Origin of the sequence: Sporosarcina soli, from assembly GCF_042655805.1 — a bacterium.
Classification (GTDB): domain Bacteria; phylum Bacillota; class Bacilli; order Bacillales_A; family Planococcaceae; genus Sporosarcina; species Sporosarcina soli.
Genome location: NZ_JBHSNO010000009.1, coordinates 1 through 13,750, shown reverse-complemented (window position 1 = coordinate 13,750; position 13,750 = coordinate 1). Strand labels below are relative to the sequence as shown.

General features: G+C 41.7%; 11 protein-coding genes. 1 reads left to right on the top strand and 10 read right to left on the bottom strand.

Annotated elements, in window-relative coordinates:
- Window positions 1-74: 74 nt before the first annotated feature.
- From ACFPRA_RS17645 to ACFPRA_RS17600, 10 genes are all read right to left on the bottom strand, one after another.
- A complete protein-coding gene (locus ACFPRA_RS17645; protein WP_381437645.1) occupies window positions 75-809 on the bottom strand; it encodes an ABC transporter ATP-binding protein in 735 nt (244 codons plus the stop codon).
- The gene (locus ACFPRA_RS17640; protein WP_381437642.1) at window positions 806-2,452 is read right to left on the bottom strand and encodes an ABC transporter permease; all 1,647 of its coding nucleotides are present in this window, start codon (window positions 2,450-2,452) and stop codon (window positions 806-808) included. The genes ACFPRA_RS17645 and ACFPRA_RS17640 overlap by 4 nt, the downstream gene beginning before the upstream one ends.
- 3 nt (window positions 2,453-2,455) lie before the next feature.
- Window positions 2,456-3,538 (bottom strand): Fe(3+) ABC transporter substrate-binding protein, encoded by a 1,083-nt coding sequence (locus tag ACFPRA_RS17635; protein ID WP_381437640.1) that lies wholly within the window; start codon window positions 3,536-3,538, stop codon window positions 2,456-2,458.
- Window positions 3,539-3,719: 181 nt separating this feature from the next.
- Window positions 3,720-5,174, bottom strand: coding sequence for a DHA2 family efflux MFS transporter permease subunit (locus tag ACFPRA_RS17630; RefSeq protein ID WP_381437638.1), 1,455 nt, complete (start codon window positions 5,172-5,174; stop codon window positions 3,720-3,722).
- Window positions 5,175-5,692: 518 nt separating this feature from the next.
- Window positions 5,693-6,685, bottom strand: coding sequence for an LLM class flavin-dependent oxidoreductase (locus ACFPRA_RS17625; RefSeq protein ID WP_381437635.1), 993 nt, complete (start codon window positions 6,683-6,685; stop codon window positions 5,693-5,695).
- A gap of 80 nt (window positions 6,686-6,765) precedes the next feature.
- Entirely contained in the window at window positions 6,766-7,182 is a 417-nt protein-coding gene (locus ACFPRA_RS17620) for a MarR family winged helix-turn-helix transcriptional regulator (protein WP_381437633.1), read from the bottom strand.
- 456 nt (window positions 7,183-7,638) lie between these two features.
- A complete protein-coding gene (locus ACFPRA_RS17615; protein WP_381437630.1) occupies window positions 7,639-8,535 on the bottom strand; it encodes a hypothetical protein in 897 nt (298 codons plus the stop codon).
- Between the two features lie 338 nt (window positions 8,536-8,873).
- Window positions 8,874-10,268, bottom strand: coding sequence for a sensor histidine kinase (locus tag ACFPRA_RS17610; protein ID WP_381437627.1), 1,395 nt, complete (start codon window positions 10,266-10,268; stop codon window positions 8,874-8,876).
- Window positions 10,265-10,918 carry a response regulator transcription factor gene (locus ACFPRA_RS17605; protein WP_381437625.1) on the bottom strand — a complete coding sequence of 218 codons (654 nt, stop codon included), beginning with the start codon at window positions 10,916-10,918 and terminating at the stop codon, window positions 10,265-10,267. Before ACFPRA_RS17605 ends, ACFPRA_RS17610 begins: the two co-directional genes overlap by 4 nt.
- 336 nt (window positions 10,919-11,254) lie before the next feature.
- Window positions 11,255-11,827 (bottom strand): hypothetical protein, encoded by a 573-nt coding sequence (locus tag ACFPRA_RS17600; RefSeq protein ID WP_381437623.1) that lies wholly within the window; start codon window positions 11,825-11,827, stop codon window positions 11,255-11,257.
- Window positions 11,828-12,016: 189 nt separating this feature from the next.
- On the opposite strand from ACFPRA_RS17600, the gene ACFPRA_RS17595 reads away from it, so the two are divergent.
- Entirely contained in the window at window positions 12,017-13,447 is a 1,431-nt protein-coding gene (locus ACFPRA_RS17595) for a PQQ-dependent sugar dehydrogenase (protein ID WP_381437621.1), read from the top strand.
- Window positions 13,448-13,750 lie beyond the last annotated feature (303 nt).

Genomic DNA, 13,750 nt, shown 5'->3' with positions numbered 1-13,750 from the left:
TAGTGAATAAAGCGGTAGTCATAAGGAAAAGCCCTTCAATTGATAAATTCGTTGAAGGGCTCGATCTTTTGGTGTCAATTATGCGATTGCCGGTCACTGGATATGAACACGCCATTTCCTTTTGGCAACGTTTGAAATTTTTGTCCTGCCGCACCTTGTTTGGCAAGGAGCGGACACATCGTGATACTGTTGTCGCAAATGGCATCAACATCTTTGCGGTCATGCGTCACAATCATGCAGGTCATATTCGCTTTTTTCAAAATTGACAGCAATTCTTCACGTATAGACGTTTTTAAATCGGCGTCTAAATTACTGAAAGGTTCGTCCATTAATAAGAGTTTCGGCTTTGGCGCAAGCGCTCTTGCAAGTGCAATCCTTTGCTGTTGCCCACCGCTGAGTTCGTGAGGATAGCGGTCTCCAAATTCCTCCATCTGGACAAGCTCCAACATTTCCCGGACACGAGGCTTTCGCTCCTTTCTCGCCATGCGGGATAAGCCGAATGAAATGTTTTCCTTTACTTTCATATGGGGAAAGAGCGCATAGTCTTGAAACACCATACCCACTCCACGGTCCTCCGGCTGAACAAAACGACGTTTCCCAACAACCTCTTTATCCGCAATCTTTATGGTCCCATTTGTCGGCATTTCTAAACCGGAAATCAAGCGGAGCAAAGTGCTTTTCCCACTGCCGCTCTGCCCTAATACACCGACAATCTCACCTGCATTCAACGTAAAAGAAAAATCTTCTATTATCGGTGCTTCTACTCGGGAATAGCCAAAACTAAGATTTTCGATTTCAACTACTTTCATCGCTCCACCTTCCTATCAATCATTTGAAACACGACAACAGACAACACACTGATCCCGATAATCATTAAAGAAGGGATCGAAGCTTCATAAATCATTTCATCTTTTGCATATTGATAGGTTTTGGTCGCTAACGTATCAAAGTTAAAGGGTCTCAATAATAACGCTAAAGGCAACTCCTTACAAATTTCAACAAAGGTTAAAATAAATCCGCTTATTAACGCGCCCCGAAGTAAAGGTAGATCTACTTTGAAAAAAGTTTTTGTCATACTAAGCCCCAGCATTCTTGAAGCTTCCGAATACTTGGTTCCCCATTTTTCAAAACCGACTTCAACTGCATTAAAGCCCGTCGCCAGAAAACGGATCACATACCCGACAATGAGCATCACTAACGATAAACTCAAAACTAGCGGTGCTTCACCCAACCCCATAGAAGAATAGACAGGGGCTAACCATTGATCGAGCGTTATAAACATAGCGAGGACGCCTATCGCGATAATTGCACCTGGAATGGAATAACCTGTCGTCGCTAATTTGGCTAATATGTAAGAACCCGCAGAGTGAGTGCGGCATACATTTGCCACAAGAACGGCAAGTAGGAGAATGAGTATTGTCGCAATGACTGCCACATACACGGTTTGAAAAAACAATATGAAAAAGCTCTCGTTCCAAACTTTGTGAAAGGTCAACTTCGCCCATGCACTCAGCTGGATAAGAGGGATGAGAAAGCCGAGCAGAAAAATGATCCCGCAATATGAAAACGCGGCAACCGCTTTTATCCCCTTTAGTTTCATCGGTACAAGGGGCCTTGACTTTTGATTGACATTGTAGCGCCGCCCTTTTCTGAGAAGCCTTTCCAAGAAAAACAGCCCTACAATGATTACCATTAACCATGCTGCGAGCCTCATCGCCGAATCAATATCATACATGCCGAACCATGTTTGAAAAATAGCTGTAGAAATCGTGTGAATGCCAAAATAGCTAGTCACTCCGTAATCACTTAACACTTCATAAATAACAAGGACTACTCCGGCGACAATAGCTGGTCTTGAAAGTGGCAAAACAACCCGAATAAAGATCGCAATCGGCTTCCTTCCAAGCAGCCTGGCATTTTCAAAAAAAGATGCACTTTGCCTTTCAAGAAAAGCCCTCGTCATCATATAAACATACGGAAACAGAAACAGCGTAAAAATGAAAACAGCGCCCCGTAATGAAGAGATCGATAACAGCTCAGGGTTGATTTGATAATCAAATTGGTTCCGCAATGTCGCTTGAATCACACCTGTATAGCTGAACATTGTTCGATACGTATAGGCCGCTATATAAGGTGGAATAGCAAGCGGCAATAATAATCCCCAACGAAAAAAACGCTTGAGCGGAAAGTCATAGGCTGAAGTCAACCAAGCAAGCGTAACCCCCAAAAACGCAGTAAACATCCCTGTTAACAAGACAAGGATGATTGTATTGGCGATATACGTTTTCACTAAATACTGACGAATCTGAAACCAGTTTTCATTCGGTTCTTGGAAAAGGGAAAAAAAGATATACAGGATGGGTAGCAGTATAACCGCTACCCCCACAACGCTGATGATCCACCAACTATTTAAATCCTTTTGATAAAAACGTTTTATGCGATGTATAAACATTTTTTACTTCCAACCTGTTTTATTGAAAATCTGAATTGCTTGTTGATTATACTCCCCTAAAGTATCAAAATTCAGCTCTTGCATGTTAAATTCGCCCCATGATTGGAGCAATTCAGGCATTTTCGCTTCCGGGTTTACTGGGAACTCGAAATTTTGCGCAGATAAGTATTCTTGTGCCTCTACACCTGTCATGTATTCAATGAGTTTTGTAGCGTTTTCAGGGTTTTTGCTATATTTTGTTAAGCCGATGCCGCTAATATTGACATGTGTTCCATTCGTTTCTTGATTCGGGAAGAATACACCGATGCTTTCGCCAACTTTCTGTTCTTCAGGTTCTTCAGAGTTTAACAGTAAACCAACGTAATAAGTGTTCATGATGGCGACATCACCCACACCCGCTGCAATCGCTTTTGCTTGGTCACGGTCACCGCCGTCTGGCTGGCGCGCAAAGTTATTGACAATTCCTTGTGCCCATTGCTCTGCCATCTCCTCACCGTTCAATTCGATGAAAGATGCAAGTAATGATTGGTTGTAAAGGCTTGTTGAAGAACGAGCAAGTACTTTCCCTTTCCATTTCTCATCCGTTAAAGCTTCATACGTAGAAAGCTCTTCCGGTTTTACTCGATCTTTCGCGTAAACAATCACACGCGCTCTTGTCGACATGCCAATCCAGTAATCCTCTTTGTCACGGAAGTGGGCAGGCACGTTTTTATCAATAATGTCCGATTGTACAGGCTGTAAAATATCGTTATTTTTCGCATTGCCAAGCACTCCGCCATCAACAGTAATAAATAAGTCGGCTTGCGTACTTTCACCTTCACGCTTTAAACGCTCAATAAGCTCTTCCGCTTCCCCTTTTACCACATTTACTTTAATGCCAGTTTCTTCTGTAAATTTATCATATACTGCTTGATCTGCCTCATAATGTCTTGCAGTATAGACATTCACCACTTGATTTTCAACTTTTTGGGGCTCACCGGCTGATTTTTGACCTTCAGAACTGCTATCAGTTTGTCCACAGCCCGCTAGCATGGCCGTTAAGAAGGCACCCGTTAAAACAGGCTTGAGTAACTTGATCAATTTCATCCAACTTTCCACCTTTACTTTTTCGATAATGATAATCGTTATCAATTAATACATTTTCATTTTACCTGTCTAGCTTGCTGTAGTCAACAACATTTTTTTAAGAGTTCAGTCATCATACAAAAAACCTTTCCTGAGCGCCTAGGAAAGGTTTTTGTAACAAATGAGTTCCATAAATTTTTAATCAGCCATGTACCGGTTTCTTTGTTTTTAAAGGTGCCAGGGATTTCACTTCTCCCCCGTTTGATTTTTTAATAAAGAATGCAATCACCATTGCAATGACCGAAATCGCCGTGATGAAGTAGAAAGCATAACTCACGCCAGCCGCTACAATCTCTGGTCCAGACGCATCCGGAAAGGCGGCTCCATACCCTTTTTGACCAGCCGTGAATACGGTAATGGCAATCGCTGTTCCCGCTGCACCAGCGACTTGATTCAATGTATTCATCGCCGCCGAACCGTCTGCATAAAACTGACGTGGCAATTGATTGAGCGCATTCGTTTGTGCTGGCATCATGACCATCGTGATCCCAAAGAATAGGATCATGAACGCAACAATGATTTGCCAATTTGGCGTTGTCGCTGAAATCACATTCATGAACATAATATTGCCAATCAATACGATAATCGATCCGCTAATAATGAAAACACGAGGTCCCGATTTATCAAATAATGCACCAACAATCGGTGACATAACAAAGTTCACAGCATTACCAGGAAGCAATATTAATCCAGCCATTGCAGCGCTAAATAATAATGCACTCTTCAAGTAAAGTGGCAGTAGAATCGCAGTGGATAAAATGATTAATATGCCAAGAAACATCATCATCGTTCCCAATGTGAACATCGGGTACTTAAAGACACGCAAATTCACCATTGGCTGTTCCATTTTCATTTGACGTAAACCAAACAGTAGAAGTCCAATGATGCCTGCAAGTAACGGTCCCCAGACGACAGGCGCAGTAATCGCTTTTTCAGCCAATGTACTCAATGCGTAAATCAATCCACCAAAACCGATCGTTGAAAGTAGAATCGACGGGAAATCGATTTTCGGTTTTGTGATATCAGAGACATTCTCCATTTTGGTCATCGCATAAATCGTCAACAGCACATAGAAAATGGCGCTAAACCAAAAGATATACGGCCAATCCAATGTGCTAATAATCACGCCGGAAAGCGTCGGGCCTAAAGCCGGTGCCAATGTAATCACGAGCCCCATAATTCCCATTACAGCACCGCGTCTATGAATCGGGAAAATAATTAACAGCACCGTCGTCATAACAGGCAGTATCAGACCTGTGCCGACCGCTTGGACTAAACGGCCCAGCAGCAACACAACAAAAGAGGGAGATAATGCCGCTAAAATTGCGCCCGCTAGCGAAATCACTAAGCCGCCGATTACTAATTTCCTTGTCGTATACCATCTCATCAACAGCGCTGTAATTGGCACTAAAATCGCTAATACCAATAAGTACCCAGTCGTCAGCCACTGTGCCGTTCCTGCTTTAATCGTATATTGATCCATTATATTTGTTAACGCCATATTTAAGGCGGTTTCTCCAAATAATCCAATAAACGCTCCTAACATAAGGATAAATGCCATTGTCTTAGGATTTTTTACTTGAATTTGTGTACTCATCAAAATCTCCCTTTTTACTAAATTAGACCAGTCTTTGGCAATTTTCTTACCACTATCAATTACGCCTCGGCGTAATTGCGTCCAGATTTTGAATTGAGCAAAGCTCAATTAACTCCTTTCAAAATCTGTGACATCCGCCGGAGGCTTAACTTGAATCAGCAGGGAGTTTAGACTCTCTCTGATTGAAATGCATTCTGGTATTCATCCTGCCACTTATGGAAGTGAGGGACTTCTGCTGAATCAAGTTAAAATGATGACAGAACGCACATGTTTTATAGGGATCATACCATGGCGATTTTGTATCGATATTCGCGGCACACCTCCCCTTTCCCAAACGGTCTTTTTTCAATATAGCAAAATAAAAATCCTATTGTCAACTAGGTTGACAATTTCTTATTATTAAGATATTATAAACTTAGTTGACAATGATGGTCGGGAGATGTTGGCGAATGAATCAGCCACGAGCAAAACCCCCACTTCGTCAAACGACAAATGTGAGGGTCCTCTTTTTTATCCTGTTACAATAATTCTCTTGCCAATAGTCGATAAACATCCAAACGTTTCGCTTGCGAATGCGGGATGCTTACGATCATCGCTTCATCGAATCCGTATTGCTCCTGTTCCGTTTTCAAAACGGCTGCGATTTCTTTAGCATCTCCCACCAGATGGATTTTCCGATTTTCTTCTATGATCATCCGATCCATTTCCGTCAATGGATAATCGCGTGCCTCCTCGGGTGTCAAAAACGAGGTAAGCTGCCCCCTCATAAATAACAGACGCCAAATATCTTGAGGTTTCGCTTCAAACTCTGCTTCTTCCTTCGTATCAGCCACCGTCACCATATAGGACACGTTGATTTCCGGTTTCTCCATAAAAACGGAAGGTTGAAAGTTATTTTTATAAGCATCTAAGATTTGCTTCGATATTTCACCATTGAAAAACTGCGCAAACGAATAGCCGACACCTCGAATGCCAGCTTGCACAGCGCTATTCCCCGTCGAACCCAATAGCCAAGCTTCCGGCAATACGACTTCGGATGGCGTGGCAATCGTTTGATTGTATAGACGGTCTTCGGGCACTTCATCATTGATATACTGCAAAGCTATATCAAATTTCTCATACATATTGTTAAACATTGGCTGACGCCCCTCCGATAAAGCATAGATGGAACGCTGATCCCCGCCCGGAGCGCGCCCTACCCCAAAATCAATCCGTCCCGGAGAAAAAGCACTTAACGTTTTAAACACCTCGGCTAATTTTAAAGGAGAATAGTGCATCATCATCACTCCACCGGTGCCGATCCGGATATTTTTCGTTTTCGCTGCCAAATGCGCCGCCACCACTTCCGGTGCCGAACTTGCAAAGTCGTTTGTGCCATGATGCTCTGCCATCCACATGCGATGATAGCCTAATTCATCCCCTAAAACCGCTAACTCTGCCGCCTTTTTCAAAGCATCCGCTGCCTTATTTCCTTTTGTGATCGGCGCTTGATCTAAAATACTTAATCTCATATGCGATATCCTTCCAATCGAATTAAATTCTTTATCCAAAAATCATTAGCATGCTAACATTCTATTTAAAAAGGCCGAGCTTACGATAGATTCTCAGCCATTTTCGTTAACAGCCTCTTCAATAAATGCAGCTCTTCGGGTGACATGCCATCCAATAACTTATCTTGCTGCTTCCTCCACACTTTTTCAATCGGCGCTATCATCTCCTGCCCTTCAGGCGTTAAATACACACGATTGATCCTCGCATCGAGCGCATCACGCTTCCGATGGATCAGACCATAGCTTTCCAATGTCTTCACCATATTCGCCACAGTCGGCGGTTCACAACTCAACCGTTCACTTAGCTGACTTTGCGTAATGCCGTCCTCTTTCAATAACCGACATAATAACTGATCTTGACCGATATGAAGATCTAACTGGCGCAACATATCCGAGTAACTTCGACGCTGTTTAGTCGATAGCTCATCAAGAAGTTTCCGGATTTCTTCCTCAATCAAACGTTCACCTTCTTTCCACAGTAACTAGTTAGTATGCTAACCATATCGAGAAATCATCTTCCATTCAAGCAATTTGTCCCGGCAATCCTTAGGATAACCAGTTCTTCACACTTTCGGCAAACTACACAATCTTCTCGCAAAACTTATCAACGTTTTGCTCAAACAAATCAACATACACACAACTTCACAACGTTACTCACAAAGTTCTCAACACTTTTGAACAACTACACAATGCTTCCATAAAACTTATCAACATTTCAAACAATCTTCGCAATGCACACCACACTTTCAACAAAGTTCTTAACGTTTCCGGATAACTTCACAACGCTCCCGCGAAACTTATCAACATTCCACACAAACTTCATTCAAAACTATAAAGGAACAAGTGAAGTAGAACAACCTGCATACTGCTTGATAGCAGCACACAGGTTGTTCCTTTTCAAATATGTTTTAATCTTAATCCAATTCAATGGTCCTCAGAATAGGTACATCGTTTTCACCAACAGGAGGCGCTGACTTTTCAAGCTCTTTGACTTTTTCCTGCAACTCCTTAAGATATTTTTCATGATGCTCCAGATAAGGCTTATAGGATGCACTATAGGAGATTCCGAGCAGTTCCTTATCATATCGGGAGAATGTCATCAAAGCAATTTCCCCATTTTCGCCCGTAATATCAACGGAAATGGTCGGATCATTATTGGAGTAGCCTTGGCCATTGTATTCAACCAATTTGACTGCGCCGTGCACAACATTATGTTTTTCAGCCAGTTCCTTGGCCAATGTCACGAATTCCTGCGGATTTTTATCAAGAGCCGGATCAAAGGCCACCGAAACATTCACTTCCAATGTTCTGTCCCACCGTCCTACGCTGAATAATTCCCCCGTTACCGAGTCCACAGAGAAATAATAACTGCGCTCGCCATTTATCAGCACTTCAGCATACCATGTCGATCGTGGTTGACTATCCGTTGCTTGTTGGTACCCCATTTCAACCACTTGCCCCTCCAAATTCGCGTCGAACACTCTCCAGATAGCCTGTGCGCCAATTTCCGCCGCATCTTCTTTGTCCATATCTTTGCTCATTGGTGTTTGATTGCGGTAGTAGTCAAGGTCAATAGCTCCGATCGTATAATTTGCCGGTTTGTAACCTTCCGGCAAGCTATTTTGTACAGTTTGCGATCCATCCCCTACATAACTTGTGTAGCTAGTCGGAATCGTTTTTGTTTTGTTAAATTCCGCCGCTGTCGCCCCCTGCAAGATGCCCATCGAAAGTAACGTGCTTGCTCCAATAACCACCGTTGCCGTAAGAATCGTTTTTTTAACACCATTTCTTTCCGACCCGTTTGCTGCCATTTAAACCTCTCCTTTATCGTTGTTGTGTGATCACAATAACAGTATAAAAGGGCCATATTATCGAATCGTCACCAAGTTATGATGAAGTTGTAAAAATCAATCTCGCCTCGGCGTGATTGCGTCCAGATTTTGAATTGCGAATCGAACAGCGTAGGGTTCGATTTGCCGTATCTCTGCGTTTTTTGCAGAAATTAAGGCACTTAGATAAATGCAATTCACTCCTTTCAAAATCTGTGGCATCCGCCGGAGGCTTTATCTTCGTTCAGCAAGTGTTTGAACACCCGCTGAACAGTAGAACAAAACCGCATTTATCTCCAATCTATAGAGGTAGTAGTCTTCTACTGTATGAAGATAACTTTGGCGGTCGTTCCTTCGCCTGTATGACTTATAAACTCCAACTCTGCATTGTGCCGTAACACAATCTGTTGACAAATGGAAAGGCCTAATCCGGTTCCACCATCTTTGCGATTTCGTGATTTCTCTACACAATAAAAAGGCTCCGTAATATGCTGGATCACTTCAGGGGGCATCCCCTTACCGTTATCCCGGATGCAAACGGTTTTCTTTCCGGCTTCCATGACAGTATGTACAACAATATGTCCTCCTATTTCACACGCCTTAACGGCATTATCCATTAGATTGACAAACAAACTTTTTAGCAAGTCTGCATCGCCCTGAATAACTTCGATTTCACTATAAAATTCGATTTGAATTTCTTTTTCCATGATCTTATTATGCAATGTCTGTTTAACAGATTGAAACAGCTCGGTGACGTTTTGCGCTTCCCAGACGATTTGATCGTTTCGAAGGTTGGCCAGATTGAGCAACTGATTCGCCAGTGCTTGCATGCGCCGACTTTCGGACATAATATAATTGATTGCGGACAGCCTGTCGTCTTCGGTCAGAACAGCTTTTTGCAAATACTCGGCATATCCATAAATAGCCGTTAAAGGGGTATGGAGCTCATGAGCAAAATTATCGATAAACTGTTGCTTTTTTTCTGCAGCAATCATCAACTCCGCCATTTGATGCTGAATTTCCTCTGCCATATAGTTGAAGCTTTGCGCCATTTCGGAAAGCTCGTCATTTCCAGATACCGGAAGCCTTGTTTCATATGCGCCAGCCGCAATATCGCGGGAAGTTTGGGAAATTTGCGACAAAGGCTTGAATATTCGATTCAGTAGGACAAGAAGCCCTACAGCAAGCAAAGCGGAAAGACCCAATCCCATTAGAAACAATGTGTTTCTTATTTTTTTCCATGCGACGATCGCTTCTGTCGTATCATACTGATAAACCATTGCATAAGAATCGTATGGTACAGGAAGCTTTCCCGACACCATGACATATGTATGATCGCCGGATTCTTGAAAAGTAACGCGTCGACTCCCGTCCTCCGGTGGCTTCAAAAAATTGAGCTGCCATCCCGTTTCCTGTCGGTTGGAATAGACAAGCCGATCCCCCTTATACAGCGCCAGCCCAACCTTGTTATCACTTGAAAAATAACTGTATGGCTGGAGCAGATAATCGACAGCCTCCTCAATTGAGGTCCCGCGGCTTTCAACAGCCTGAAAATCTTTTACAATCGCAGATGTGATAATATAATGCTCTGCCAAACTTCTTTCCTCCGCATGTTTAACCGTGTCTTTGAACATCGTAAACGATAGCATCAGAATGCCAAGATTGAAGGTGAACAGGAAAAGTAGCAGTGTCGTTAAAAAAGTTCGATACTTCATAGATTGACCTCTAGGCGGTAACCTACTTTGTAAACTGTCTTAATCACGTTCTCCCACCCTAATTTTTTCCGCAGCTTTTGGATGTGAACATCAATCGTTCGGGTATCACCTTCATAATCATACCCCCACACAAGTTCCAGCAGTCTGTCTCTCGACAATGCAATATTCCGGTTGTTGACCAACACCTCTACTAACTCATATTCCTTCGGGGTACATTCCACAGGCTGGTCCCTATAAAATACCTGCCGGCTGTCAAAATCAATCCTCACCGCGCCAACTTCAAAAGAACTTTTATTTTTTTGAGTGCGCCGCAATACAGCTTCAACGCGAGCCAACAACTCTAGCATTTCAAATGGCTTGGTCAAATAATCGTCCGCTCCCATCGATAACCCTTTGACGCGGTCTGACAAGCTAGTACGCGCCGTTAAGAAAATCGTCGGCGTTTCTTTCATTTTTTCAAACACTTCAAAGCCATCTAACCCAGGTAGCATAATATCCAAAATGATCAGGTCATATGGATGGGATCGTATTTCAGAAATGGCACTTTTTCCATCAAAGACCGAAGTACATTGATGCCCAACAAGCTGCAAATTCTTTTTGATCAATTCATTGATGGCTATTTCATCCTCGACAATTAAAATGACTGCCATACTATTTTCACCGTCCCTTTTACTACCATAGTATTATCATTTTGTTATAGAGTTGTAAAATTGCGGCATCAAATGTCGTACCATTCACAACGTTACTCACAGAGTTCTCAACATTCCTGAACAACTACACAACAATTCCCCGAAACTTATCAACATTCCATACAGACTAAACAACAATTACACAACCTTAGAACATTACTCACAAAGTTATCAACGTTTCGTCCAAACTAAGCACCTCCTTTTTTCCAAAACAAAAAACCCTCCTCCACGAATGGAAAAGGGCTTAGTTTTGAAAATTAACACTTCGAGAACTGTGGCGCATGACGCGCCCTAAACTTACTTACCTATTTTCCCTATTAATTTATACCATTTCTTAAAAATAAGCCTGCTTAATTCACCCCATCCCCAACTATATGCAAAAGAAAAAATATAAATAAATCCTATAACCATTAACGATGGAGATGTGCTAGCGATTGGTCCTAAAACAGGGAAATGGACAATATATAGAAGAAAACAAATTCCACTCGTCAATAATATAGACGTAAAAACAATGATGCTAATTCGTCTTTTTAAAATAAGGAGAGCTATACCAATTCCTAAACCTACTATCCCTGTTGTAAACGGGAAAACGAAAGATTCGCCAGGTTGGATTAGAATCAGTAAAAAAAACGTTAAAACGTAACTTTTAAGCCCTATAGGAATAGAAATAATGGTACAAATCAAAATAGGGAGCGTGGCAAATGGACTGATTACATAACCAACCCCTGGGAGAAAGTTTCCGGCTGACTGCAGAATAGCTGCTAGTGCTGAAAAAAGGGCGGCTAATACTAGCTTTTTAGAATAGGTAAACGTTTTAAAATACTGATGGAGCCTGTATGATTCATGTGATAGAATGCTAAACCACCCCATAAATTCCCCCTTCTCTTCTTCAAAACGGGACAATGAAATAAAAAATTGGAATCTTAGATGATCCTTATGAAGTACAACCGACAAAAATACCGATTCAAATTAAAATTCACCGACCCTAATTGGATACTAATCGAACAGTTCTCATCATATCCTTATAAAAGAAAACAAGCAGAAGGAGTGTAAAGTTCGTTGAGAAAAGTTAGGGTTCGTTTACGGCCCCTTGTAAGTAAAATAAATTTACCCACTGTTTTAAAAACAGCAATCCTTCCGGGTGACTACATTGAAAGATTATTTATTGCAACTCAGGTAGGAGAGATTTTTTACATAGGTGACGGGGTTATCAGAACTTTTTTAGATATTCGCTCCCGAATCTTAAAACTAGGTACTTCGGAACAAGGTGTTTCTGGTGGTGGATATGATGAACGAGGATTGCTAGGGCTAGCATTTCATCCGGATTTTTATGATAACGGTCTATTTTATCTTCATTATTCAGTAGCCGGAACACAGGGCCCAGGTGCTCTTTCTGAACCTTTTAAGCCTAACCCGTGTGATCCCCAAACTTTAAACCTTAGATGGATAAATAGAGAAACTCAATATGATCATATTGATACAGTTGAAGAATGGATCTTACAATCGAATGGGCAACCTCAAAAACGACGAACATTACTTAACTTACGAAGACCATTTTTTAATCATAATGGGGTCAATAGCTTAAACTTTTCACCGGAAACCGGAAACCTTGTTTTAACAACCGGGGATGGTGGATCTGGCTACGATCCATTTAATTTAAGTCAGAACGATATGGAGATAGCTGGTAAAATCATTGAAATTGATGTAACTAAAAATATATTTATCTCTAATCCACCCGTAGTCTCACGTTTTGATGAACTTCCCATCCCTATCCAAGAAACGCTTACGGTAATTGCCAAAGGGGTTCGCAATATACCAGGCATTTCTTTTCAAAGGTTTTATAATGAGTACATCAAATATGTGGGAAATGTTGGACAGGACTTGGTAGAGTCAATTTTTTCATTCGTTCAGTATAAACCGATACCAGTTATTCAGCTAACTCAAGCTTCTTTAATGAAATCCAAACCTAACCTAGAAGGATTTATTAACTTTGGATGGCGAGGTTGGGAAGGTGCTTTTCCTACTTCTTTTATAAGGCGCTGCTCTCTAAATCCAGCTTTGGATGAGAAAACAATTGCTTATTTCAACGAAGCAATCTCTTCTTCAGCGAAGCGTATTGAGCCTCTAACTAGTTATTTTCATAAAGATCAAAGGCCCGATAAGTTTGGAGGAACTGCACTTACAGGAGTACAAGCATATGCGGGGAATAGAATCCCCAATTTAACGGGAAGCGTTGTATTTACTGATCTTGCCAAGCATACAGCATCCAAGTCTCCCGTTAGAGGGGTTTTAGCTTATACCAGGGTAAGTTCAGATTGTAAACTAAATGATTTTAGCGTTATTGAAACCGATCATCATTTCGGGACTCAATCAGCTTATTATGTTAGTTTGGGAACAAACCTGCTTCAAACAAGACTCTATTTAGGGGTTTATGGTTCGATAAAAGTGACTGATTTTAACCAAGGTACTGTTTTTGAAATTGTTCCATGATCTAAGCTTTACACCCCAGCTACTTGCATGTGGGAAAATAGCTTGGGTGTACTTATTTAACGCTAGCTCCCGTTTGTTCAATACCCGATTAAGAATGAAGAGCTCCCCCTATGCAAATCTCGCACCCAGCATCCCTGTGACCAACCCAACAATCGTGCCAAGCATACACACTGCAAGCCAAACTTTCCTGCTCCGTGCTCCTTTCAAAAAACACCATCCTGCAATGGCAAGTAATGATCTGCCCCGTAAATGTTAGACACCAAACTAACATTTATGGGGTGTTTTTATGTCTAAATATACAGT

Excerpts from the sequence above, each read along its gene's own strand:
- ACFPRA_RS17600 (WP_381437623.1), bottom strand. The coding sequence starts at position 11,827 with ATGGGGTGGTTTAGCATTCTATCACATGAATCATACAGGCTCCATCAG.
- ACFPRA_RS17615 (WP_381437630.1), bottom strand. The coding sequence starts at position 8,535 with ATGGCAGCAAACGGGTCGGAAAGAAATGGTGTTAAAAAAACGATTCTT.
- ACFPRA_RS17630 (WP_381437638.1), bottom strand. The coding sequence starts at position 5,174 with ATGAGTACACAAATTCAAGTAAAAAATCCTAAGACAATGGCATTTATC.
- ACFPRA_RS17640 (WP_381437642.1), bottom strand. The coding sequence starts at position 2,452 with ATGTTTATACATCGCATAAAACGTTTTTATCAAAAGGATTTAAATAGT.
- ACFPRA_RS17610 (WP_381437627.1), bottom strand. The coding sequence starts at position 10,268 with ATGAAGTATCGAACTTTTTTAACGACACTGCTACTTTTCCTGTTCACC.
- ACFPRA_RS17625 (WP_381437635.1), bottom strand. The coding sequence starts at position 6,685 with ATGAGATTAAGTATTTTAGATCAAGCGCCGATCACAAAAGGAAATAAG.
- ACFPRA_RS17605 (WP_381437625.1), bottom strand. The coding sequence starts at position 10,918 with ATGGCAGTCATTTTAATTGTCGAGGATGAAATAGCCATCAATGAATTG.
- ACFPRA_RS17645 (WP_381437645.1), bottom strand. The coding sequence starts at position 809 with ATGAAAGTAGTTGAAATCGAAAATCTTAGTTTTGGCTATTCCCGAGTA.
- ACFPRA_RS17635 (WP_381437640.1), bottom strand. The coding sequence starts at position 3,538 with ATGAAATTGATCAAGTTACTCAAGCCTGTTTTAACGGGTGCCTTCTTA.